Annotated in this window: 21 protein-coding genes; 9 read left to right on the top strand and 12 right to left on the bottom strand. The window is 64.2% G+C overall.

What is annotated here, in order from left to right:
- Positions 1-181: 181 nt before the first annotated feature.
- The 3 genes from NCR34_RS07695 to NCR34_RS07705 all read left to right on the top strand — a co-directional run bounded on the left by NCR34_RS07695 (position 182) and on the right by NCR34_RS07705 (position 3,303).
- Positions 182-763: an ankyrin repeat domain-containing protein gene (locus NCR34_RS07695; RefSeq protein WP_248319889.1), complete on the top strand. Its 582-nt coding sequence runs from the start codon at positions 182-184 to the stop codon at positions 761-763.
- Positions 764-854: 91 nt separating this feature from the next.
- Positions 855-2,030 (top strand): hypothetical protein, encoded by a 1,176-nt coding sequence (locus NCR34_RS07700; protein ID WP_248319890.1) that lies wholly within the window; start codon positions 855-857, stop codon positions 2,028-2,030.
- A gap of 31 nt (positions 2,031-2,061) precedes the next feature.
- The gene (locus tag NCR34_RS07705; protein ID WP_248319891.1) at positions 2,062-3,303 is read left to right on the top strand and encodes an MFS transporter; all 1,242 of its coding nucleotides are present in this window, start codon (positions 2,062-2,064) and stop codon (positions 3,301-3,303) included.
- Positions 3,304-4,124: 821 nt separating this feature from the next.
- Here NCR34_RS07705 and NCR34_RS07710 read toward each other — a convergent pair.
- Positions 4,125-5,507 carry an FAD-containing oxidoreductase gene (locus tag NCR34_RS07710; protein ID WP_250499528.1) on the bottom strand — a complete coding sequence of 461 codons (1,383 nt, stop codon included), beginning with the start codon at positions 5,505-5,507 and terminating at the stop codon, positions 4,125-4,127.
- Positions 5,508-5,684: 177 nt separating this feature from the next.
- Here NCR34_RS07710 and NCR34_RS07715 point away from each other — a divergent pair, with 177 nt between their 5' ends.
- Positions 5,685-6,998, top strand: coding sequence for a cation:proton antiporter (locus tag NCR34_RS07715; RefSeq protein ID WP_248319892.1), 1,314 nt, complete (start codon positions 5,685-5,687; stop codon positions 6,996-6,998).
- A gap of 17 nt (positions 6,999-7,015) precedes the next feature.
- The gene (locus NCR34_RS07720) at positions 7,016-7,600 is read left to right on the top strand and encodes an ATP-binding protein (protein ID WP_248319893.1); all 585 of its coding nucleotides are present in this window, start codon (positions 7,016-7,018) and stop codon (positions 7,598-7,600) included.
- Positions 7,601-7,609: 9 nt separating this feature from the next.
- Here the strand turns inward: NCR34_RS07720 and NCR34_RS07725 are convergent, their stop codons facing one another.
- Both NCR34_RS07725 and NCR34_RS07730 read right to left on the bottom strand, forming a co-directional pair.
- Positions 7,610-8,725 carry a saccharopine dehydrogenase family protein gene (locus tag NCR34_RS07725; RefSeq protein ID WP_248319894.1) on the bottom strand — a complete coding sequence of 372 codons (1,116 nt, stop codon included), beginning with the start codon at positions 8,723-8,725 and terminating at the stop codon, positions 7,610-7,612.
- A gap of 136 nt (positions 8,726-8,861) precedes the next feature.
- On the bottom strand, positions 8,862-9,317 hold the full coding sequence (locus tag NCR34_RS07730; protein WP_248319895.1) for an Lrp/AsnC family transcriptional regulator: 456 nt from the start codon (positions 9,315-9,317) through the stop codon (positions 8,862-8,864).
- Between the two features lie 234 nt (positions 9,318-9,551).
- On the opposite strand from NCR34_RS07730, the gene NCR34_RS07735 reads away from it, so the two are divergent.
- Positions 9,552-10,085: a Spy/CpxP family protein refolding chaperone gene (locus NCR34_RS07735; protein ID WP_248319896.1), complete on the top strand. Its 534-nt coding sequence runs from the start codon at positions 9,552-9,554 to the stop codon at positions 10,083-10,085.
- A gap of 161 nt (positions 10,086-10,246) precedes the next feature.
- Positions 10,247-10,675, top strand: a complete 429-nt coding sequence (locus tag NCR34_RS07740; RefSeq protein WP_248319897.1) for a PGDYG domain-containing protein — start codon at positions 10,247-10,249, stop codon at positions 10,673-10,675.
- Between the two features lie 237 nt (positions 10,676-10,912).
- On the opposite strand, the gene NCR34_RS07745 is transcribed toward NCR34_RS07740, so the two are convergent.
- The 8 genes from NCR34_RS07745 to NCR34_RS07780 form a co-directional block, all read right to left on the bottom strand.
- Positions 10,913-11,278 carry a DUF3022 domain-containing protein gene (locus NCR34_RS07745; RefSeq protein WP_248319898.1) on the bottom strand — a complete coding sequence of 122 codons (366 nt, stop codon included), beginning with the start codon at positions 11,276-11,278 and terminating at the stop codon, positions 10,913-10,915.
- 13 nt (positions 11,279-11,291) lie between these two features.
- Positions 11,292-12,110: a YhfC family intramembrane metalloprotease gene (locus tag NCR34_RS07750; protein WP_248319899.1), complete on the bottom strand. Its 819-nt coding sequence runs from the start codon at positions 12,108-12,110 to the stop codon at positions 11,292-11,294.
- Positions 12,111-12,120: 10 nt separating this feature from the next.
- On the bottom strand, positions 12,121-13,215 hold the full coding sequence (locus tag NCR34_RS07755) for a LacI family DNA-binding transcriptional regulator (RefSeq protein WP_248319900.1): 1,095 nt from the start codon (positions 13,213-13,215) through the stop codon (positions 12,121-12,123).
- 125 nt (positions 13,216-13,340) lie between these two features.
- A complete protein-coding gene (locus NCR34_RS07760; protein WP_248319901.1) occupies positions 13,341-14,312 on the bottom strand; it encodes a 2-hydroxyacid dehydrogenase in 972 nt (323 codons plus the stop codon).
- A 135-nt stretch (positions 14,313-14,447) separates the two neighbouring features.
- The gene (locus NCR34_RS07765) at positions 14,448-15,731 is read right to left on the bottom strand and encodes an MFS transporter (protein WP_248319902.1); all 1,284 of its coding nucleotides are present in this window, start codon (positions 15,729-15,731) and stop codon (positions 14,448-14,450) included.
- A 76-nt stretch (positions 15,732-15,807) separates the two neighbouring features.
- Positions 15,808-16,824, bottom strand: a complete 1,017-nt coding sequence (locus NCR34_RS07770) for a sugar kinase (protein ID WP_248319903.1) — start codon at positions 16,822-16,824, stop codon at positions 15,808-15,810.
- A 34-nt stretch (positions 16,825-16,858) separates the two neighbouring features.
- Entirely contained in the window at positions 16,859-17,635 is a 777-nt protein-coding gene (locus tag NCR34_RS07775) for a sugar phosphate isomerase/epimerase family protein (protein ID WP_248319904.1), read from the bottom strand.
- A 99-nt stretch (positions 17,636-17,734) separates the two neighbouring features.
- Positions 17,735-18,625, bottom strand: coding sequence for a LysR family transcriptional regulator (locus NCR34_RS07780; RefSeq protein ID WP_248319905.1), 891 nt, complete (start codon positions 18,623-18,625; stop codon positions 17,735-17,737).
- A 115-nt stretch (positions 18,626-18,740) separates the two neighbouring features.
- On the opposite strand from NCR34_RS07780, the gene NCR34_RS07785 reads away from it, so the two are divergent.
- Together NCR34_RS07785 and NCR34_RS07790 are read left to right on the top strand one after the other, a co-directional pair.
- Positions 18,741-19,805 (top strand): YeiH family protein, encoded by a 1,065-nt coding sequence (locus tag NCR34_RS07785; protein WP_248319906.1) that lies wholly within the window; start codon positions 18,741-18,743, stop codon positions 19,803-19,805.
- 302 nt (positions 19,806-20,107) lie between these two features.
- Entirely contained in the window at positions 20,108-20,362 is a 255-nt protein-coding gene (locus NCR34_RS07790) for a hypothetical protein (protein ID WP_248319907.1), read from the top strand.
- A 224-nt stretch (positions 20,363-20,586) separates the two neighbouring features.
- On the opposite strand, the gene NCR34_RS07795 is transcribed toward NCR34_RS07790, so the two are convergent.
- Complete coding sequence (locus NCR34_RS07795) at positions 20,587-21,825, bottom strand: cystathionine gamma-synthase family protein (protein ID WP_248319908.1); 1,239 nt, start codon at positions 21,823-21,825, stop codon at positions 20,587-20,589.
- Positions 21,826-21,962: the final 137 nt, after the last annotated feature.

The following is a 21,962-nucleotide window of genomic DNA, read 5'->3' on the forward strand; positions in this document are numbered from 1 at the left end:
CCGGGCTCTCCATCGACCGTCGCGACAGGCACGCACTCAGGCGCGGAGCATCATCAACCTGTGTATGCTCCCGATGAGCCGGCGCGCTCGCCTCTTTCGAGCGTTTGCGAAAGTCCACGCGCAGCATCGAACGCATCACGACGAAACGGCGCGCCGCAGAGCGCCCGACACGGAGCCAAACATGCAGCAGGACAGCAACCAGAACCCGGAACAACCGGCGCGCGAAGGCCCCGACGAAGAGACCATCGCGTTTGCCAACGAAGTCTTCAACGCTGCGCGCCGGGGCGATGCCGCCCTGCTCGAAGTCTGGCTCCAGAAGGGCTTGCCGCCGAACCTGCGCAACGACAAGGGCGACAGCCTCGTGATGCTCGCGAGCTATCACGGCCACGCCGACGCGGTGCGCGTGCTGCTCGAACACAACGCCGATCCCGACATGCGCAACGACAACGGCCAGACGCCGATCGCCGGGGCCGCATTCAAGGGCTTCAAGGATGTCGCCGAGACGCTGCTCGATCACGGCGCGGATGTCGAAGGCGCATCGCCCGATGGCCGCACAGCGCTGATGATCGCGGCCATGTTCAACCGCGTCGAGATTCTGGATTTGCTGATCGCTCGCGGCGCGAATCCGGACGCCCGCGATCAGGGCGGCTTGTCCGCGCGTGAAGCCGCCGCGAGAATGGGCGCGGCCGATACGGCGGCGCGCCTCGCCAAAAACGCGGACGCTGGGGACGCTGGCGACAACCCGGCGGCGCGCGGCGCATGAGCGCATCGAACGAACAGGGACGCGCGCGCGCAGCGCGTTCATCGACACCAACAAGAACTGGAAGGCGGCCCGGACACATGGAGCGTTTGTGATGGCAGGCGGTATCTCGCATCGGGGCGATGCGTCGTCGGTCGGCGCGGGCGCCTTTGCGCCGGCTCTTTCGGTCTCGATCGGGGGCGCGGCGGCGCGATTGTTCGCTCTGGTAAGCGCCCTCGTCCAATGCATTCGCGCGCTGCGGCTATCGTCGGTGCTCGTCGTGCTCGGCGCGTGCAGCCTGTCGGCCTGCGGGATTTTTCAGCAGCAGACGCCCGCGCCCATCGTCGAGCATTCGTACATTCCGGGCCCGAGCGAGACCGAAACCAACGAGCCGGAAGAACCGGCCCCGGTCGTCACCGTGCCGGAGCCCGCGTCCGCCGTGAAGCCGGCGCCCGCGCCGAAGCCGAAGCGCCGCGTCGTGAAACCGAAGCCGCCGGAGCCGGTCGTGACGCCGCCGCCGGAGCCGCCCGAGCCGCCGCCCCCGCCGCAGATCATCTCGACGCGCCTCATGCAGCACGACCAGCTTCACGGCCTGCTCGATGCCGAAGTTCAGCGTCCCGACGGCAAGGTGGTCGGCCGCGCGGTCGATCTGTACGTCGATCCGTCGGCGAAACCCAAGTTGCTGATGGTCAACCTGTCCGGTTTCATGGGCATCGGCGATCGCAAGGTCAATTTCCCGTGGACGGCGTTTCGCTTCACGCCGAATTCGAAGACCGCGCCGATCACCTTCCTGCCACCGCCGCCGCCCGTGAAGGGCAAGCCAGCGGCGGATCCGGTGCCGAAGCCGCAGCCCGTCAGCGAGGCGCCGTCGAACTTCATGCAGCTCGTTGATTCGACGGTGACGCAGAAAAACGGCGCGCGCATCGGCCGCGTGGTCGACGTGCTCGTCGATTCGCAGGCGCAACCGCAGGCGCTCGTCGTCGATCTGTCGAGCTCGCTCGCCGCGGACAAGCGCCACGTCGCGGTGAACTGGAGCGATCTGCAGGTGGTGTCGCGCAACAAGCAGCTCGCGCTGCAGATGGATTTCAACGACGCGCAACTGAAAGCCGCGCCCACCTATGCGCCCGAGCAGCCGATCAAGATCGTGTCGCCGGTCGTTCCCGCGCCGGCGTCGTCGGCGACGGCGAGCGGCGCGGCGAGCGGAGCAGCCTCGGCCAACTCCGGCGGCACGACCGCCTCGGGCGCGGTCGCGGCGCAAACGCCGTCGTCCGGCGCGCGCCCGGCCCGATAACGGAACACCACATGGATAACCGATTCACGACATGGTAATTGCACGCAGTCTGCGCGCGCTCGACTGGCTGAACTTCTTCGTCGCCAACGTGCAGACCGGCTTCGGCCCGTTCATCGCTTCGTACCTTGCGGCCAACAAGTGGACGCAGGGCGAGATCGGCCTGATGCTGTCCGTCGGCACGATCAGCGCGATGGCGAGCCAGCTTCCCGCGGGCGCGCTCGTCGACGCCATGCGCAACAAAAAGTTTGCGGCTCTTTCGGCGATCGTCGCGATCATCGCGAGCGCGCTCTTGCTGGCCGCGAGTCCGACGTTCGTCCCCGTGTTCGCGGCGGAAGTGCTGCACGGCTTCGCGAGCTGCATGCTGGTCCCGGCGATGGCCGCGATCTCGCTCGCGCTTGTCTCGCGCGCCGATCTCGGCGACCGGCTCGGGCGCAATGCGCGCTGGGCGTCGATCGGCAGCGCGCTGACGGCGGCGCTGATGGGCGCGTTCGGCGAGTATCTGTCGCTGCGCTCGGTGTTCTTCCTGACGGCGGCGCTCGCGCTGCCCGCCATCTTCGCGCTGCGGATGATTCACTACGAACCGCTGCCCGCGGTGCCGCGCGCCCCGCCGGGTAAGCCGAAGCTGACTCCCGAGGGTGAAGAGCGCGAATCACTGCGCGAACTGCTGAAGGACAAGCGCCTGCTGATCTTCGCCGCGTGCGTCGTGCTGTTCCACCTTTCGAACGCGGCGATGTTGAATCTCGCCGCCGGCGAGGTCACCGCGCACATGGGCGACAACGTTCAACTCGTGATCGCGGCGTGCATCATCGTGCCGCAGTTCATCGTGGCGGCCCTTTCGCCTTGGGTCGGACGGCAGGCGCAGAAGTGGGGACGCCGTCCAGTCTTGATTCTCGGCTTCTGTGCGTTGCCGGTGCGCGCGCTGCTGTTTGCGGGCGTCAGCAGTCCGTATCTGCTCGTGCCGGTGCAGATGCTCGACGGCATCAGCGCGGCCGTGTTCGGCGTGATGCTGCCGCTCATTGCCGCCGATGTCGCCGGCGGACGCGGCCACTACAACCTCACCATCGGCTTTTTCGGCCTCGCGGCGGGCGTCGGCGCGACGCTTTCGACGGCGGCGGCCGGGTTTGCCGCCGACCGCTTCGGCACGGCGATGAGCTTCTTCGGGCTGGCGGCGGCGGGCGCGATCGCGGTCGCGCTCGTCTGGCTCGCGATGCCGGAGACGCGGGGGGCTGGGGTCGCGGCGAAGAATGTGCAGAAGCCGCCGGTGGAGGCTTGAGGCGTGGGGCGGGCGTGATTTGTGACAGGGGCGGTCTTCGTTGTATGACGCGCTGGCATTCAGAATGCGATCGAGGCGACGCCGCGATTGCGCCGGAATTGAAAATTCAGTAAGCCGGCAATTTCGGGTGACTTGAGAACGCTGGAGAACGTCGGCACCACTTCCCCCGCCGTCCCATCGCTATGCATTGCGCTTTGGGCTGTTGCATGCGGTGTCGTGCATTCATAATGCCGTCGCAACGTGCATCCGAGACGCGACTGGCGGGTTATGCCGGCGGCTCCAGGTCGCACACAACGCTATCTCCGCTCGCTCACCGTCGGTTGAACGTGCATCGGGTTGTAGCGATGCATCGCGCGTTGGCATTCATAATGCCAACGCGTAGTAAGCGAAACCGCGGCGGGCTCCGTTATGCCAGCAGCTACAGCTCGCCCGACAGTGTTACTCGTCAACTTGCTGATCATCGGTTCAACATGCACGGCGCGCCCAGCCTCGCGCGTCGGCATTCATAGTGCCGTCGAGCTCCACAGGGAACGTGACGGCGTGGTTATGTCGGCGGCTCCAGGTCGCCCACAACGGCTACATCAACACACCCTCGGCTAACTGCGCATCTAGTGCAGCGCAGCGTTGGAGCGTTGGCATTCATAATGCCGTCGCCAAATACGTAAAGACGCGGCGGGCTCGATTGTGCGAGCGGCACCAGTCGCCGGACGAAGCTAAGCTCAACTCGCGCACCATCGGTCGAACCTGCCTGGCGCGCCCCTGCGTCACGCGTCGGCACTCAAAATGCGGTCGCGTCTTAGATGCAGCCGCGGCCATCGCCCTCACCCCAGCGGCTTCAAATCACCCAACAACGTCGGCACAAGCTCGCTCACCGTCGGATGAATATGCATCGCGCGTTGCAGCGTGGTGTACGGCGCGTCCGCATTCATGATGTCGACGAACGTATGAATCACTTCGTCACCCTCAATGCCGAAAATCGCCGCGCCGAGAATGCGCTTCGTCTTCGCATCGACGAGCGCTTTCATGAAACCGTCCGTCTCGCCGCGTTCCCGCGCCCGGCCGACGCGCGACATCGGCATCGTCGCGATCAGCGCATCGCGGCCGTCTCGCCGCACGTCCTCCTCGCTCATGCCGACGCGGGCGAACGGCGGATCGACGAACACCGCGTACGTCATGATGCGCGTATCCACACTGCGCGATTGGCCATCGAGCAGATTGGCCGCGACGATCTCATAGTCGTTCCACGACGTATGCGTGAATGCGCCACGCCCGTTCACGTCGCCGATAGCCCAGACGCCATCCACTTTCGTGCGCAGCTGACCGTCCACGTCGATCAGGCCGTGCCGGTTTACGTCGATGCCGGCCTTGTCGAGTCCGAGATCGTCGGTATTCGGCGTGCGTCCCGTCGCAAAGAGAAGATGCGACGCGTCGATGGATTCGTCGCGCAGCGAAATCCGCACGCCGTCGTTCCTCCGTTCGACGCGCTGCGGCTCTGCGCCGAAGCGAAATTCGATGCCCTCGCGCACGAGCACGTCCTGGATCGCGCGAGCGATATCGGCGTCCTCGCGCGTGAGGATACGCTCGCCGCGCACGAGCAGCGTGACGCGGCTGCCGAAGCGCCGGAACATCTGCCCGAACTCCAGCGCGATATAGCTCGCGCCGACGATCACGAGATGCTCGGGCACGTGCGTCAGTTCGAGGACGTTCGAATTGGTGAGATAGGGCACGCTGTCGAGCCCGTCGATGGCCGGCACCGCGGCGCGCGTGCCGGTGTTGATGAAGATCATGCCGGCGTCGATGTCGTGCGATTCACCGTCGCCGCCTACGATAGAGAGCGCATGCGGACCGGTGAAGCGCGCGTGTCCTTTGAATACCGTCACATTCGGCGTTTCATGGAGCCATTGCTCGATGCCGTTGCGCGACGCGCCGATCACTTCGTCCTTGCGCGCCTTCACGCGCGCCATGTCGACCGTAATGGGTCCGCCGATATTCACGCCGTATTTCGCGGCGGTGCGCGCCACGTGCGCCGCGCGCGCGCTCGCGACATAGGTTTTGGTCGGCGTGCAGCCGAAGTTCACGCAGGTCCCGCCGAAAAGATGCCGCTCGATGACGGCGGTGCGCTTGCCGTTTTGCGCGAGTCGCACGGCAAGCGGCGAGCCGCCCTGCCCTGTGCCGATGACGACTGCATCGAAGTGCTGTGACATGCTGAGCCTCCCTGACCGTTGTGCGCGACGCAAACACGAAGACGACGAAGACGAAGATGAGCCGATGGCGATGCCCGGCCATCTTACGCCGAACGCCGCCCACGGGCATGCTCCGTGCTCGCCCCACCCCATTGGCCTTTCGCCCGGCTCGAACCGACTCACCGCTTCAAGGCTTTCATGACCGAGACGATCTGGTTTCTCGTCGTCGGCGGCGTGCTCATTCTGATGGCGCTCGCCAGTTCGACGTTCAAACGCCTTCCGATCAGCACCGCCATGTGCTATCTGGCCATCGGCTTCCTGCTCGGGCCCGGCGTCGCGAATCTGCTGCACGTCCAGCTCGACGGCGACACGGCCGTCCTGCGCCTCATCACCGAAGTCGGCATGCTGGTGTCGCTCTTCGCCATCGGGCTGCGCCTGCGCGTGCCGCCCACCGACCGCCGCTGGCTGCTGCCGCTGCGTCTGGGCTTCGTCGCGATGGTGCTGACCATCGGCGTGCTCACGCTGCTATGCACGTATGGGCTCGGCATGTCGTGGGGCGCGTCGCTGCTGCTGTCCGCGATGCTCGCGCCGACCGATCCCGTTCTCGCGCACGACGTTCAGGTCGAAGCCCCCGGCGACACGGATCTGCTGCGCTTCTCGCTGACCGCCGAAGGCGGCCTGAACGACGGCATCGCGCTACCGTTCGCGCTGCTCGGCATTGCAGTGTGCCGCTTCGAAGCATCGCCGCACGATGCGTTGCAGTGGAGCTTCGTCCTGCAGGCCGTATGGGGCACGCTCGCGGCGCTTGGAAGCGGCTGGCTGCTCGGCGAACTGACGGTGCGCGTGGTGGGCTACTTGCGCACGCGCCACGGCGAAGCGCTGGGCTCGGAAGGCTTCTATGCGCTCGGTTTGATCGCGCTGTCGTACGGCGTCGCCGAGTTGCTGCATTCGTATTCGTTCCTCGCCGTGTTCGCGGCAGGACTTGCGATGCGGCGCGTCGAGCATCGCGAAAGCGGCGACAAGGGCGCGCGGGAAGCCGTCGGCACCGTGGATGTCGGGGACCTCAGCGCGACCGCAGCCGATCCCGACCGCGCGTACGCGTTCATGGCTGAGCGCGTGCACGGCTTCACGATCGAACTGGAACGCATCGCCGAAGTGGCGATCATGCTGCTCGTCGGCTCCGTGCTCGCGACGATGTGGCGCGATATCTTCACGTGGCGCGCGGTCATCATCATCGGCGGGCTTTTTCTCGTGATACGGCCGCTGGCGGTGCAGGCGTCACTCGTCGGCTCGTGCGCGTCGCGCGGGCAGCGGCTATTGATGAGCTGGTTCGGCATCCGCGGAGTCGGATCGTTCTACTATCTGCTTTACGCGATCGAGCACGCTCCGAAGCAGGTCGCCGCCCCGCTCACGCCGATCATCATCGCGGCGATAACGGCGTCGGTCATCGTGCATGGCGTGACATCGACGCCGCTGATGAACCGCTATCAGCGCGCGCGTGACGACGATTGAATACAAGATACGATCCCATGAAGCACTTGCTTTTCTTTTGCGGCCACGCGGGAACCGGCAAGACGACGCTTGCGAAGCGCCTGTTCGCGCCGCTGATGCGCGAAACGGGCGAGCCGTTCTGTCTGCTCGACAAAGACACGCTCTACGGCGCGTACAGCGCGGCGGCCATCGGCGCGCTGACGGGCGATCCGCAGGACCGCGACAGCCCGCTCTTCATCAAGCATCTGCGCGACCCGGAGTATCGAAGTCTCGTCGATACGGCCGCGGAAAATCTGGCCCTCGGCGTGAGCGTGGTCGTGGTCGCGCCGCTATCGCGTGAAGTGCGCGAGCGGCGGCTCTTCGATCGCGCATGGCTCGGCATCGACGACGATGTGACGATTCGCGTCGTGTGGGTGCATGTCGGAGAGGACGTCGCGCGCGAGCGCATTGCCGCGCGGGCGGATCCGAATGATGCATACAAACTAGCGCACTGGGAGGACTACCGGCAGCGCCTTTTCCTTCCCGACGATGCGCTCGCCGCCGATCTGCTGATGTTCGACAACACGGCCTCGACTGCGGACGACGAGGCGCGTCTGCTGGCGCGCCTCGTGGCTCACACATGAGCGAGTGTGCTATGCGACCGCGAGGCGGCGCGTCGTCTCCAGCGCGTTCGCCCCTTCGTAGAGCTTGCCGAAGCGGTTCGCGAGGAATGCATCCAGCGGAACCTGCTCCTGCCGCACGAAGCCACTCTGCGGCAAGACGCCTTCGCGAAACAGATCCAGCTCGGCGCACACGGCGCCCGCCGTCGTGATCTGAATCGCGCTCATTGGCATACCGCATACATCCTTCGCGACGATCTTGCGCGTGAAGACCTGCTGGACCAGTTGATCGCTGCCGCCGCGCATGCCCGTCACCGTGACGAAGATCAGCACCACGTCCTGCGCCGTCGAGGGGACCGCGCGCTTAAGTATCGCCTTGAGGCCGTCGCGGTCGGTGGACATGCGCAGGTCGTCGAGCAGGAACTTCATCAGGTCGCGATGCCCCGGATAGCGCACCGACTTGTAATCCAGCGTCTCGACTCTTCCCGCAAGCGTTTCGCACAAGGTCCCGAGTCCGCCCGACGTGTTGAACGCTTCGTACTCGATGCCGTCCAGCGAGAAATGTTCGACGCCTTCCAGCGGCTGCACCCATTGCGTGCGGCCTTCGCGCACTGCTTCGCACGGCTGGCAATACTCGTTGATGAGGCCGTCGATGCTCCACGTCAGGTTGTACTTCAACGCGTTGGTTGGGAACTGCGGCAGCGCGCCGACGCGCATCTTCACTTCGCGCAAGTTGTCGAGCCGTCCGGCGAGATCGTGCGCGACGATGCCGATGAAACCCGGCGCGAGCCCGCATTGCGGCATGAATGCAGTATGCGATCCGTCGGCGATGGCGCGAATCGCATGCGTCGCGCGCACGTCCTCGGTCAGATCGAAGTAGTGGACGCCCGCCGACTTTGCCGCGGATGCCACGCCGATCGCGAGGTAATACGGCAGCGCGTTGACGAGCGCATCGAAACCGCCGAGCGCGTGACGCAAGGCCGGCGTATCGGCCGAATCGACGCGGCGCGTCGCGATGCCCTGCGCGTCGAGTTGCGCGAGCGCGTGTTCGTCGCGATCGAAAGCGACGACCTCGAAGTCGCCCGTTTCACGCAGCAGATGCGCAATGCTTTGACCGATCAATCCTGCGCCGACGAGTGCCACTTTCATCTTTGTCTCCTTGTTGGGGCATGAACGCCTCAGTGTAGGAGCCCGTGAATATTGATCCTAGACTCAAAATGATGCGAAACGGCGACGGTTTTCGTCATTTAGACGACCGTTCGATGCGATATGTACTTTGCATGCCTTAGCCGGTGCGGTCGATCTTGCGTGCCAGAATGATCGATGTCGTCGTCCGCTCGACGCCTTCAAGCGCGCCGATCTCGTCCAGCATGTCGTTGAGACGGTCGGGGGAGTCGGCGCGAAGCCACGCAACGTAATCGAATTCGCCGCTCACCGCGCACAGCAGTTGGACTTCGGGCATGCGCGCGAGACGCTTCTGCACGTCGCGGCCGTACTTCGGCGCGAGCTTGATGCCGACGTACGCCTGAATGCTCGCGTCGAGCACGTCCTGCCCGAGTCGCACGCCGTAGCCCGCGATCACGTTGTTCTTCTCCAGCCGCGCGATGCGGGCAATGACCGTCGTGCGCGCGACGCCCAGTTGCCGCGCGAGATTCGCGACGCTGTCGCGGGCATTGGTCTGCAAGAGCGCGACCAGATTGCGGTCGATGTCATCGAGTTGATCGAGGCGCGGTGGTCTCATGTCGTCATCCCCTTCGCTTGGCTTTGCATGGCTTTGTTTGGCATTCTTTATTCGATGTGCATTTTTCCAGAGACGTATCGAATGTAAGCAGTTGTGGCAATGCAGGCGGATTGTCGCTCATTCGTGATACTAATATCGGGCGATGGCGTCATTCTCGCGGTCGAGCCGGCCCTACTGTTGGACGGGGCCCGGCCACGCGGCTCGCCACTTTTCCATTGATCGAAAGGCTTACGAATGAAAAAAACACTCGTCGCACTGGCGGCATCCTGCGCCGTCACGGCGGTCTTCGCACAATCGTCGGCGCCTGCGGCAAGCGCATCCGCTCCTGCCGTCGCCGCCCAACCCGCGTCGGCGGCCGCGCCGGCAGGTTCGAAGCGCGAAGCGCGCGTTGAAGAACGCATCGCCCAATTGCATTCGAGTTTAAAGATCACGTCCGCGCAGGAAGCACAGTGGGCGCCCTTCGCCGACGCCATGCGTGAAAACGCCCGCACGATGGCGGACCTGTATCGCCAACGCATCGCGCAACGCGACACCATGTCCGCGCTGGACGACATGAAGCAGTATCAGCAAATCACCCAAGCCAATGCGGACGGCACGAAGCGTCTGGTCGACGCATTCGAACCGCTGTACGCGAGCCTCTCGCCCGAACAGAAGAAGCTCGCCGATACGAGCTTCCGTCAGGAAGGCGAACACCACGGTCGTCGTGAACATGGGTCGCGGCATCCGCGCGCATCCGGTGCGGACGCTGCATCGACGACGAAGCCCTAAGTAAGCGGCGATTGTCCCGGAACGAGAGGCCCGCATTTCATCGATGCGGGCCTTTTCGCATTCTGCATGCGGCATGATGCGCGCGGCGTGATGGATGCAAAATACCGCAATAGCCGTTAGCATCGCGGTCTTCACCTCGTCTTCATGTCTTCATCTTTCCCATGCTCGAACTCGCCCAACCCGACCTTTCCGTCGATCCTCTCGCGCGCCGCGTCGTAAAGAATGAGGCCGTTACCGTCGAATTCGCGGCTGCCGCCGGTGAACTGATGAGTCTCGAAGGACCGAACCGCTATGTGGCGGGCGACGCCATCGTGACGAGCGCATCGGGCGAACGCTGGGTCGTGTCGCGCGAACGTTTCGACGCGAAGTACGCGCCTGAAGGCGGCATCGTGCATGGCGAGCCGGGCACGTATCGGAACCGGCCGAGCGTCGTGCTCGCGAAGCAGATGCAGGAGCCGTTCAGCATCGCGCGCTCCGCTGCGGGCGACGTGCTGATAGGCGAGCCCGGCGACTGGGTAATGCAGTATGCACCGGGCGATTATGGCGTGGTCAAGGCGGCGCGATTCGCGAAGGTGTATCGCGACGCTTGAGCTTCTCGACTGAAGCGCTTCTGAAGAGGCGTGAACGCCTCGGCATCTGCAAGTGCCCCTCTATCCCAAGTGCCGATCAACGCGCGCGAACGGCTTGCGCCTTCAACGCTGCAAGCGCCATACGTTCAACGCACAGACGAAATCCATACGCCTCGATGGCGTGAAGGTGCCTTTTCCGCTCGAACTGCTTCGAGCGGCTTCAACACTCTCAATCTTCACGCGCAGCCCTGAGTGCGCTCAAGCAAAGTCATCGCTCATTTCGATCTCGACCTCGCGCGGCACGGCCTCCCCGTTCGCATAACGTTCTTCGAGCGAGCCAAGCGTCGCCTCGACATAGGCCCGCAGCACCGCGTAACTGCGCGCCTGCAAGCGCGGCGGCAGCGCGCGGTATCGCGCGAGCGCGCCAGGATCGAAGCGCACGTCGATGGTGATGCGTCGCGCCGTCGAGCCGAACCGCATCGCGATGTAGTGAATCATTAGCGAAGTACGGCCGTTGTCGTCGATGCGCTCGGCGAACTGCGTCTGCTCGGGGAAGAGATCGCTGATCGCGTGCGCGAGCATGTCGATATCCGCGCTCGCGCAGTCGTATTGGTAGTCGTCCATTCGGTTTCGGTCGTTAGTGGTGGCGGGCGGCGGGAGACGTTGAATTGTCGGCTTTGGCGGCGCGGCGATAGTAGCGCACGAGCGCGAGCGCGACGATCACGCCCAGCACGAGATACACCGCATCCGCCGCGACGAGCGGAATCATGCGCGCCTGAAACAGCGCTGCGGGCAGCCCGACGAGCGCATGAGCGGCGATCAGCACGCCAAGAGCAGCGCGCGAGCGCTCGCGCAGCAGTTGCCACATGAGCGCCGAGAAGCCGAGCTGGAAGACGAATGCACTCGCGCGCTCGACCAGAAAGATGCCCGCCGACACCGGCGACAAGCTCATGAGGATCATGTGAATGCGCGCGAGGGCGTCGAGCGGCGCGCTTTCGAAATGGGCGTCGAGCGTGCCGTTATTCGCGAGGATTGCATACAAGATCCACTGCGCCTGCACCAGCGCGCCGACGATCCAGGCTTCCGCTCCGCCGTGACCGATGCCGTAGCCGAGCGCCGGGCCGTGTCGTTCGAGCGCACCGGGCTCGCGCCGGATCAGCCACTTCATGCCGGCGAAGCGCCCCGCTTCCTCGCATACGCCCGCCGCGAGCGCGCCGTACACGACGAACACCACAGGATTCGACAACCAATGCGACGTCACCGCATTGCCGAGCACGAAGCCGTGCAGCGCGCGCTCGATGACCATCGCAAAGAGCGCGAAGACCGCGATGCCGAGAATCGGCTCGCGCGGCACCAATGCAAAACGCGTGCGCAGCTTTCGGTACAACACGACGGGCATGGCCGCGACGACGAGCGTCACGAATACGAGGCCCGCCAGCGTCGGGATGCTGACCATTCAGGTTCCTTCAGAGTCCGTGGGTCGCCGGCTGTTGCGTGACGCCGGCCGAGCGCTGCGTCGAGGACCGCACGATGAGTTCACCCGGCAGCAGGCACTCACGCGCCGGCATCAACGCACCGCCGAGCCGCTCGTGCAGAAACTCGACCGCGCGCCGGCCGATGTCGTAGGTCGGCTGACGAACCGCCGTCATGCCCGCGAGTTCCGCCCATTCCGAATCGTCGATGGCGAGCAGCGCGACGCTCGCCTGCCAGTTTGGGCCGTGCCGCTCCTTCAGGTGCACGGCGACGCGCAGCGCAACTGGCCCGTTCGCCGCGAAAAGCGCCACGCGCTTGCCGGCCGAGCGCGCGGTATCGACACGCCGGTCCATTTCGGCGAGCGCGGATGCGGCATCCGAGAGATCGAGCACGAGCGTGGAACCGCTTGCGCCGAGCGTCGCGACGGTCTCGCGAAACGCGGCTTCGCGCAAGCGTCGGGAACTCACGTGCGTCACCGGCTGCACGATGAAGAGCAACTCGTCGAAGCCTTCATCGACGAGATGACGCGTGGCGAGCGCCACGGCGGCAGGATTGTCGAGACCGACCATATCGGTGACGATGCCCTCGACCGTGCGGTCCACGAGCACGACCGGAATGCCGCCTTGCGTGAAGCCCTGCAGCAGTTCTTCCTTCACGCCGAGCGCGTTGACGATCACGCCTTCCACGCGGTAGGTGGTGAGCAGTTGCAGATAACGCCGCTCCATGTCGACCTCGTTCGCGGCATGGCAGATGAGCGGCATGTAGCCGAGCGCATGGCAAGCGGCCTCGACACCTTGCAGCACTTCGACCGAATAGGGATTGGTGAGGTCCGCGAGCAACATGCCGATCAACCGGTTGCGCCCGCGTTTCAGGCCGCGCGCCATCTGGTTCGGCCGATAGTCGAGCTTCGCGATGGCCGCTTCGATGCGCTCACGTAGTTCGAGCGAGAGCACGCCCGTCTCGCCGTTCAGATAACGCGAAATGCTGGTCTTGCCGGTGCCGGCCTCGCGTGCGACGTCGGTGATCGTCGCGCGTCGCGCGGCGAAAGTCAGCGGGCGAAGAGTCTGCTTGTTGGGATCGTCGGACATGATGTGTCGTGAGGACTGGCTCGTGCTCGTCGAGCGCCGATGCGCGTTGCATACAAAATGCGAGGCGGTGCAAGCGTGCCGCCCAAGCGCATGTTATCGCATGCGACGCGCCGATCCCATCGCGGTTAGCGCATCCGCACTTCGCGATTGACGATGTTTTCGGTGAGCGTGCCGTCGAGCGCGCCGATCAGATTCTCCGCGGCATTGCGGTTCATTGCATGCCGCGTTTCGTGCGTGGCCGAGCCGATGTGCGGCAGCGCGACGACGTTCTTCATCGAGAGAAGCGGCGAATCGGCTGGCAATGGCTCCTGCTGAAACACATCGAGACCGGCGGCGCGGATCGTGCCGTTTTTCAGGGCTTCGATGAGCGCGTCTTCGTCGACGGTCGGCCCGCGTGACGCATTGATGAGAATCGCGCTCGGCTTCATCTTCTTCAACTCGTTCGCGCCGATCAGACCGCGCGTTTCGGGCGTGAGCGGCACTTGCAGACACACGAAATCGGACTGCGCAAGCAGTTCGTCGAGCGGAACGCGCTTCGCGCCATACTGCTGCTCGGCTTGCTCGTTGGGCTGCCTGTTCGTATAGAGCACGTTCATGCGAAAGCCGAGTGCCGCGCGCCGCGCGACTGCCCCGCCGATGCGCCCGAGCCCGACGATACCGAGCGTCTTGCCCTGCACGTCGACGCCGAAGCATGCTTCGCCGATGCTTCCCTTCCAGTTGCCTTCCTTCACCCATTCGGCGAGTTCGACGACGCGGCGCGCGCTCGCAAGAATCAGCGCGAAGACCGTATCGGCGGTGGATTCGGTCAGCACGTCGGGCGTGTGCGTCAGGACGATGCCGCGACGCGTCAGGTCGTCGACGTCGAAGTTGTCGAAGCCCACCGATACGGTCGATAACGCCTTCAGGCGCGTCGCGCCTTCGAGCATATCGGGCGTGATCTTCACGCTTGCGCCGATGGCGCCGTCGGCGTCCTTGAGCGCCGCTACGAACGCGGCGTGGTCCTTCGGATCGACGTTGACGACTTCCGCGTGCGTGCGAAGGTACGCTTCCACGTCGGGTGGTAGGGGCTTGTAGGCTACGATCTTTTTCTGGGTCATGGTCGGAATTTGGGTTGCGCCCTGTGAGCGATGAATTCTCTTTGCGGTTCTTGCTTCAGCTTAACGTGTCAATTAATCCGTTGTGCGATTCAACGCCAACATACCGACGAAGCCAGTCGCACGAAACCGCATACATCAAGACCGCAATACCCCCGAAGCCGGAACGGCCGCCTGAGGCTTGACAGCCAACGTGAACCAAACAGAAAGCAAGAGCGCAACGCTCATGAACACGTACGAGGCCGCCGGCGACCCGGTCGCCCCATTCAGATAACCGACCACGTAGGAACCCACGAAGGAGCCCAGCGCGCCCATGCTATTGATGAGCGCCATCGCTCCGCCTGCGACGTTCTTCGGCAGCAACTCGGGCACGATCGCAAAGAAAGGCCCGTACGGCGCATACATGGCGGCACCGGCAATCACGAGCAAAGTGTACGAAGCCCAGAAGTTAGTTGTCCCAAGCAGATACGAACCCGCGAACGCCACCGCGCCGATCAACAGGAAGGGCCACACGAACGCCTTGCGCGCCTGCAGCTTGTCGGATGCCCACGAGGCCAGCAGCATCGCAATGGTGGCCGCGAGATAAGGCACCGACGAAAGCCATCCCGTCTCGACCATGCCGAGCGTCGAGCCGCTCTTCAGAATCGACGGAAGCCACAGCACGAAGCCATACACGCCGATGCTCCAGCAGAAATACTGCGCGCACAACTTCATGACCGCGGGCGATTTGAAGGCTTCGCGATAGTTCTTCACCGGCTTGATCGCGGCCTGCTCCGCGCGCAGCGTCGCATCGAGATCGCGCTTCTCTTGATCCGAAAGCCAGCTCACCTGCGCGGGCTTGTCCTTGACGATGAACCACCAGATCACCGCCCACACGATCGCCGGAAGACCTTCGGCGACGAACATGTGACGCCAGCCGAACGAATTCACGAGATAGCCGGATACGACCGACATCCACAGCACCGTCACCGGATTGCCGAGAATGAGGAACGTATTGGCGCGCGATCGCTCGGACTTCGTGAACCAGTTAGCGATGAAGACGAGCATCGCGGGCATCACTGCCGCTTCGACGATACCGAGCACGAAGCGAATCGCCATCAACGACGGAATGTTGCTGACCATGCCGGTCGCCGCTGCGCATCCGCCCCACAGCACGAGGCTCCAGAACACGAGCTTTTTGACGCTACGGCGTTCCGCGTAGATCGCGCCCGGAATCTGGAAGAAGAAATAGCCGAGGAAAAAGAGCGCGCCGATCAGCGACGACAGTCCCTTGCTGATCCCGAGGTCCTGATTGATGCCGGCGGCCGAAGCGAAGCCGTAGTTCGCGCGGTCGAGATACGCAAGACTGTACGTGATGAAGACGATCGGCATGATCGTCCACCAGCGGCGCACGGCGAGCTTGGGTGTCGAGGATGTGTGCATGTTGTCTCCGAACGCTGAGTGTCGGGTGTTTAGGGCGAGGTCGTGATCGAGCTCGCCTCGGTGTCGTCTCGCGATGTCAGACGATGATCGCGGCTTGGGCCGTCTTGTCGTTCTTGTCGTTCTTGTCGTTGTGATCCTGTGATTCGAGCGCATCGAGCGCCTCGCGCGTCGGCAGGCCTTCGCTGTCGCCGATCACCTGAATCGCCAATGCGCCGATGCGATTGCCGCGCGCGATTGCATCGCGCACGCTGCGCCCTTCGAGCAGCGCGCTGACGACGCCGACTGCGAAGCCATCCCCAGCGCCGACGGTATCGACCACGTTAGCGACCGGCACGCCGGCAACGACGCCGGAGTCGCCATCGGCGGTGCGGAAGTATGCGCCGTCTGCGCCGAGCTTGACGACCACGCCTTTCGCGCCGCGATCGAGATAGAACGCCGCGATGTCCTCGGGCGCGGCATAACCGGTAAGCACGAGGCCCTCGCTCACGCCGGGCAGAACCCAGTCGGCGAGCGCGGCGAGCGCGTTCAGCGACTCGGCCATCGCTTCCCGAGACGGCCATAACGTCGGGCGCAGGTTCGGATCGAAGGAGATCGACTTGCCTGCGGCACGCATTTCGCGGGCCATATGGAACGCGAGTTCACGCGAGCTTGCCGAGATCGCCGGCGCGACGCCCGTGAGGTGCAGGTGACGCGCGCCGAGCACGTAGTCGGCGACGTAATCGTCCACCGAAAGATGGCTTGCCGCCGAGCCCTTGCGAAAATACTCGACTGCCGGATCGCTGCCGTCGTCGCATTTACCCTTCAGCTGAAAGCCTGTCGGATAGCGTTCGTCGATGCTCACGCAGCGCGCGTCGATGCCTTCCGCCGCGAGCACGTCGAGCACGTAGCGGCCGAACGAATCGCGGCCGACGCGGCTCATCCAGCCGACCTTAAAGCCGAGCCGCGACAAGCCGATGGCGACATTAAGATCCGCCCCGGCGACGCGCTTCGTGAAGTGGCCGACCGACGCGAGATCACCCGTTTCCGCGGCGACGAACATCGTCATCGCTTCGCCGTAGGTGACGACATCCAGAGCTTCGTGCTCAACCTGCATGTTCGATCCTTGTCTTTTGCGTACAGAATTCAAATCAGAACGCCGCGATGCGCGCCACCTGAGTCGCCGCGTCGGCTTCGTCGCGGAACGGAAATTCGATGCCGCGTGGCGCATCGGACGGCAAATGGGCGAGAAGCGCGGCGAACTGCGTGTCGTCATGGTCCGGGGCGACGGCGAAGCGCCGCGCGCCCTCGCCTTGCGTCGCCTTGCAATGGATATAGCCGACGTGCTGCCCGAGCCGCCTGGCGGCGTCGAGCGGATCGACGTCGGCCCAGCGCCAGTTGCCGGTATCGAAAGTCATTGCAAGATTGCTCTCGGCCGGCAGCGCGGCAAATAGCATTTCGAATGCATTCGGCAAACCGCCCGCCCGCAATTGACCGTTCTCGACCAACACCCGGGCCGGAGAGCCGTCGGTGGCGCGTGTGAGCGCCTCCAGCGTCGCGGAATCCGTCGCCACGCCGCGCTCGTCGCCGCCTAGTTGCAGCTTGACGATGCGCGCATCCAATGCTCGCGCTTCATCGATTGCGAGCGCAAGCGCTTCATGGTCGAGCGAGCCGTCAGCAGAAAATAGCGCGGCAGGCGTCGAATGCACGGCCCATAAACCAGCGGCCCGGATGCGCTCGCCGAGCCGCGTGAGTGCGTCCAGGCTGGCGTCTTCGCACAGTTCGCGACGCACCTCGAAACCGTCCGCGCCCGAGAGCGACGCCTTCTCCGCCCACGCGGCATGACCGTCGCGGCGAATCGCATCGACGCCGAACGCGCTCGCGACGATCACGACTTCGGTTCTGGCGCTGCTGCTCGACTGTCTCATGGAACCGGTTCCAATATCGCATTCAAAAAAGACGCCGAAGCGCCTGACTGAGTTCGGATACTGCGCCCTGACGAGGCGCTCGCGCCATAGTGGAATTCCCTAGCCGATCGCGGCGCGGTCTTCGCAGATCTCGAGAAATCGCGCCGCTGCGCGCGACGGCGCGGCTGCATGTGGCAGCAAAATCGAGAAACGCCGCATGAGCGGCTCGGGCGCGATATGCAGACGCCGCAGCGCATCGTCCTCGTGACGGATGGACATCGCCGAGACGAAGCCGATGCCCATGCCCGCCCGCACCGCTTCCTTCACGCCCTCCACGCCTGCGATCTCGAGCGCGACGCGCATCTCCACCCCAGCTTCGGCGAACGCCCGCTCGACGATCTGGCGCACGCCCGAACCGCGCTCGCGCAAAACCAGCGGATGCCCGCCGATGACCTCCAGCGTCGCCCCGACACGGCCGTCGGCAAGCGGATGCCCGCCGCGCACGATGGCCACGATTTCGTCGTCGAGCCAAGGCGTCACGCCCGCCGTTGGCGGCAGCCCAAGGCCGGCCGGTCCCTCGATGATCGCGACATCGAGCGAGCCGAGCGCCGCGACGATTTCCGCCGTGTTCCCGTCGATGGTCGTGACGACGACGTCCGGGTAGCGTTGGCGAAACGCCGCGATCAGGTATGGCAGCAGATAACTCGCGGGCGTCGTGCTCGCGCCGATGCGCAACGTGCCGCTTTCCAGCCCGCGCATCGCGTCGCGCAGCGCGTGCGCTTGCTGGTACGCCTCTCGCAAGCGCGTCGCGTAGCCGAGCAGCCCTTCGCCAGCAGGCGTGAGTCGGATGCCGCGTCCGTCTCGCTGATACAGCGGTTCACCGAATTCTTCATTCAGTAAACGGAGTTGGCCCGACACGGCGGGCTGCGAAAGATGCAATGCAACCGCCGCCCGGCTGATATTGCCGTGCTCCGCTACAGTGGCGAAGGTTATCAACTGGTCGGGGGTCATGGCGTGCAAGTATCGTGATAGCTGATATTTGGCATTCTAAATCACGATTTCTCATATGCATATATCCGAACTAGGATAGCGGCATCGCTTAAATGCTCATCGAAGGACGCCGTATATGTCCACCGCCCCCGCCTCGCTTGCCTCCGGTTCGTCCACCCGTGGTCAACTCAACGGCATCCTGTTCGTCGCGCTGTTCGCCGCTGCGGTCACGCGGCTATCCGCGCTTCCTGCCATCGCCGGGCTCGGGATCAGCCCGCTGATCGTCGGAATCGTGGCGGGCGCGCTCTACGGCAATGCGCTCAAGGACGGCATGCCGCAAAGCTGGGCCGCCGGCGTCAACTTCTCGGCGCGCAAGCTCCTGCGCATCGCGGTGGCATTCTTTGGACTGCGCGTAAGTCTTCAGGAGATCGCGCAAGTCGGCCTGCCGGGCTTCGCCGTATCGGCGCTCGTCGTCGTGAGCACGCTCGTTATCGGCACGTGGGTCGGCATGAAGCTCATGAAGCTCGACCGCGATACGGCGCTCCTCACGGCGGCCGGCAGCGCGATCTGCGGCGCGGCGGCCGTGCTCGCGTTCGAATCGACGCTGCAATCCAAGCCGCACAAGAGCGCGATGGCGGTCGGAAGCGTCGTGCTGTTCGGCACGCTCTCGATGTTCCTTTATCCGATCGCGATGCACGCGGGATGGCTGCACCTCGATACGCTCGGCGCGGGGCTTTTCTTTGGCGGCACGATCCACGAAGTCGCGCAGGTCGTCGGCGCGGCGAGCAACGTGAGCCCGGAGGCGACGCACATCGCGACGATCGTCAAGATGACGCGCGTGATGTTGCTGGTGCCGGTGCTGCTCGTGGTCGGCGTATGGATCAACCGGGCACGCGGCGATGCGGCAACGAGCGTCAACCATGCAAAAGGCAAGCTCGCGGTGCCGTGGTTCGCGCTCGGATTCCTCGCACTCGTCGTCGTCAATTCGCTGCATATCCTGCCGGAAAGCGCCACGAGCACGCTCAACACGCTCGATACCTTCGCACTCACGATGGCGATGACTGCGCTCGGCATGGAAACGCGCATCGCGCAGATTCGGGAAGCCGGCCCGCGGGCGATCGCAACCGGCGGGATCCTCTACGTGTGGCTGGTCGGTGGCGGGCTGGCGATCACGTACGGCGTTGAACGCCTTTTCGGTTGATCTGCTCGTGAGTCTGCGAATGCGGCGTCCAATGCATTGAGACGCCCTTTCGCTGTTGCGCGACGAACCTCGTGCAATGCACCGGAGTGCTAACTTCCCTTCGCTATAACAAAAGCAGACCCGACTGATCTCGTAATTCGCGGTTACGAAAAGGAAAATCTGCCAAGTCAGCGGCATGTGCTTCAGTAACGTTGTAGGCCTCAGCGAATAGCTGCAAAGCAGCGCGATTCGCCGTCAACGACACGAAGAGACCGTCTCTTACCGTGTCGTCTGCTGCTCAACAACGCAACTGAGAAAGACATATGAAACGCTCGATCATCACTGCTGCTGCCCTCGCATTTGCCGCTACCGCTGCGATGGCTGCTGGCGGTGCAGTCAATCACGACATCGAAGGCGCGCACCAGCTCGTCGATCAGGGATATCGGCACATCGAGGCCGCGCAATCGGCCGGTCACGGTCAGTTCGGCGGTCACGCAGAAAAGGCCAAGCAGTTGTTGAAGCAGGCTCAGGCGGAGCTCGATCAGGCTGCGGGCTACTACGCCGAGCACCATCGCTAAGCCGTGCGCTTCGGCTCGGTTGCTTGTCGAGTGACCGGGCCTCGCACACGTGTCGGTTCGTGCGCGCTTCCACTGGCGCGTCGCCAGTAAGACTCGGCGCAACGGTTGCGCATCGCAGAAGCTATCATTCGAGCAAGCAAGCCATCTTTAGTTATCCTACCTAGCAAAATCAAAAGGACCGCCAGAAGGCGGTCCCTCAACAAATCGATCGCTGTCCCGCGAAATTAAGCAAGCCGAAGCGCCTGCTCCAAATCTGCGATCAGATCGTTGCGCTCTTCGATGCCCGCCGACAGCCGAATCATGCCGTCGGAAATCCCCATCGCCTTGCGCGTCTGCGCGCCCGCTTCGAAGAAGATCGTCGGCGCGACGGGAATAATGAGCGTGCGCGTATCGCCCAGACCCGTAGCCTTCACCGGCAGTTGCAGTGCATTGACGACGTCGATCATCTTGTCGGGATTGCGCAGCTCGAACGAAAGCAGCCACGAGCCGCTTTTGAACAAAGACTTCGCGATGCCATATTGCGGATGACTTTCCAGCCCCGGATAGAAGACGCGCCCGATGGCCTCGTGGCCTTCCAGAAAGCGCGCAAGGGCGAGCGCGTTGTCGCTGCACTTCGCGACGCGTAGCGCGAGCGTCTCGGCGCCGAGCGCGATCTGATGCGCCTGCTCGGACGAGAGCGCGGCGCCCATGTCCCGCAGCCCCTTCTTTCGGATCTGCAATAGCCCTTGTTCCCTCGGACCGGCACGTCGGTAATCGTCGGCGATGTTCGGATACTGGCTCCAGTCGAAGAGCCCCGTGTCCGTGACCGCGCCACCGAGCGCCGCGCCATGACCCGCGATGGTCTTCGTCAGCGAATTGACGACGAGGCTCGCGCCGACGTGCTTCGGCTTGAAAAGCGCCGGCGACGTGATCGTGTTATCGACGACATAAGCCAGGCCGCGTTCGCGGCAAAGTTCGCCGATACCCGCGAGGTCCGGCACCTGCGTGCCCGGATTCGCGATGGTTTCGACGAAGACCATGCGTGTCTTCGGCGTGATGGCCTCGGCGACATGTTCGGTCTTGCCGGCATCGACGGTCGTCACCTCGATACCGAGCGTGCGAAGCGTATTGAAGAGACTGTTCGTGTTGCCGAACACATAGCGGCTTGCAACGACATGGTCGCCCGCGCGCAACAGCGTCAGGAACACCGCCGTGATCGCGGCCATGCCGGTGCTGAAGCAGATCGAGCCGACGCCCTCTTCCAGCATCGTGAGCTTGCGTTCCAGCGCCGCGGTCGTCGGCGTGCCTTGGCGCGCGTAGTTATAGCCGCCCTTCTTCGTGCCCTGGAACACACCGATCAGGTCTTCGACGCGCTCGAACCCGTACTGCACCGATGTATGAATCGGCTGGCGCAGGCCGCCATGTTCGACGCCCGCGTTGCGGTCGCCGTGAACGATGCTCGTGGTGAAGCCTTGCTTGTCCATCCCTTCTCCGCTTGCTTGTCGATGTATCGCTTGCATGCTGCATGCGGCGTTATGTAGACCGCATGCAAAAGGCCATTCTACACCGCAGCTTTTCAGCCAATCGCCGCTCCGCGCGCGGGTATAGCCGTTGCTTCGAT

Origin of the sequence: Caballeronia sp. GAWG1-5s-s, from assembly GCF_023631445.1 — a bacterium.
Classification (GTDB): domain Bacteria; phylum Pseudomonadota; class Gammaproteobacteria; order Burkholderiales; family Burkholderiaceae; genus Caballeronia.

What these genes read in the sequence shown, in the direction of transcription:
- NCR34_RS07695 (WP_248319889.1), top strand. Translation starts at nt 182, where the DNA reads ATGCAGCAGGACAGCAACCAGAACCCGGAACAACCGGCGCGCGAAGGC.
- NCR34_RS07700 (WP_248319890.1), top strand. Translation starts at nt 855, where the DNA reads ATGGCAGGCGGTATCTCGCATCGGGGCGATGCGTCGTCGGTCGGCGCG.
- NCR34_RS07705 (WP_248319891.1), top strand. Translation starts at nt 2,062, where the DNA reads ATGGTAATTGCACGCAGTCTGCGCGCGCTCGACTGGCTGAACTTCTTC.
- NCR34_RS07710 (WP_250499528.1), bottom strand. Translation starts at nt 5,507, where the DNA reads ATGTCACAGCACTTCGATGCAGTCGTCATCGGCACAGGGCAGGGCGGC.
- NCR34_RS07715 (WP_248319892.1), top strand. Translation starts at nt 5,685, where the DNA reads ATGACCGAGACGATCTGGTTTCTCGTCGTCGGCGGCGTGCTCATTCTG.
- NCR34_RS07720 (WP_248319893.1), top strand. Translation starts at nt 7,016, where the DNA reads ATGAAGCACTTGCTTTTCTTTTGCGGCCACGCGGGAACCGGCAAGACG.
- NCR34_RS07725 (WP_248319894.1), bottom strand. Translation starts at nt 8,725, where the DNA reads ATGAAAGTGGCACTCGTCGGCGCAGGATTGATCGGTCAAAGCATTGCG.
- NCR34_RS07730 (WP_248319895.1), bottom strand. Translation starts at nt 9,317, where the DNA reads ATGAGACCACCGCGCCTCGATCAACTCGATGACATCGACCGCAATCTG.
- NCR34_RS07735 (WP_248319896.1), top strand. Translation starts at nt 9,552, where the DNA reads ATGAAAAAAACACTCGTCGCACTGGCGGCATCCTGCGCCGTCACGGCG.
- NCR34_RS07740 (WP_248319897.1), top strand. Translation starts at nt 10,247, where the DNA reads ATGCTCGAACTCGCCCAACCCGACCTTTCCGTCGATCCTCTCGCGCGC.
- NCR34_RS07745 (WP_248319898.1), bottom strand. Translation starts at nt 11,278, where the DNA reads ATGGACGACTACCAATACGACTGCGCGAGCGCGGATATCGACATGCTC.
- NCR34_RS07750 (WP_248319899.1), bottom strand. Translation starts at nt 12,110, where the DNA reads ATGGTCAGCATCCCGACGCTGGCGGGCCTCGTATTCGTGACGCTCGTC.
- NCR34_RS07755 (WP_248319900.1), bottom strand. Translation starts at nt 13,215, where the DNA reads ATGTCCGACGATCCCAACAAGCAGACTCTTCGCCCGCTGACTTTCGCC.
- NCR34_RS07760 (WP_248319901.1), bottom strand. Translation starts at nt 14,312, where the DNA reads ATGACCCAGAAAAAGATCGTAGCCTACAAGCCCCTACCACCCGACGTG.
- NCR34_RS07765 (WP_248319902.1), bottom strand. Translation starts at nt 15,731, where the DNA reads ATGCACACATCCTCGACACCCAAGCTCGCCGTGCGCCGCTGGTGGACG.
- NCR34_RS07770 (WP_248319903.1), bottom strand. Translation starts at nt 16,824, where the DNA reads ATGCAGGTTGAGCACGAAGCTCTGGATGTCGTCACCTACGGCGAAGCG.
- NCR34_RS07775 (WP_248319904.1), bottom strand. Translation starts at nt 17,635, where the DNA reads ATGAGACAGTCGAGCAGCAGCGCCAGAACCGAAGTCGTGATCGTCGCG.
- NCR34_RS07780 (WP_248319905.1), bottom strand. Translation starts at nt 18,625, where the DNA reads ATGACCCCCGACCAGTTGATAACCTTCGCCACTGTAGCGGAGCACGGC.
- NCR34_RS07785 (WP_248319906.1), top strand. Translation starts at nt 18,741, where the DNA reads ATGTCCACCGCCCCCGCCTCGCTTGCCTCCGGTTCGTCCACCCGTGGT.
- NCR34_RS07790 (WP_248319907.1), top strand. Translation starts at nt 20,108, where the DNA reads ATGAAACGCTCGATCATCACTGCTGCTGCCCTCGCATTTGCCGCTACC.
- NCR34_RS07795 (WP_248319908.1), bottom strand. Translation starts at nt 21,825, where the DNA reads ATGGACAAGCAAGGCTTCACCACGAGCATCGTTCACGGCGACCGCAAC.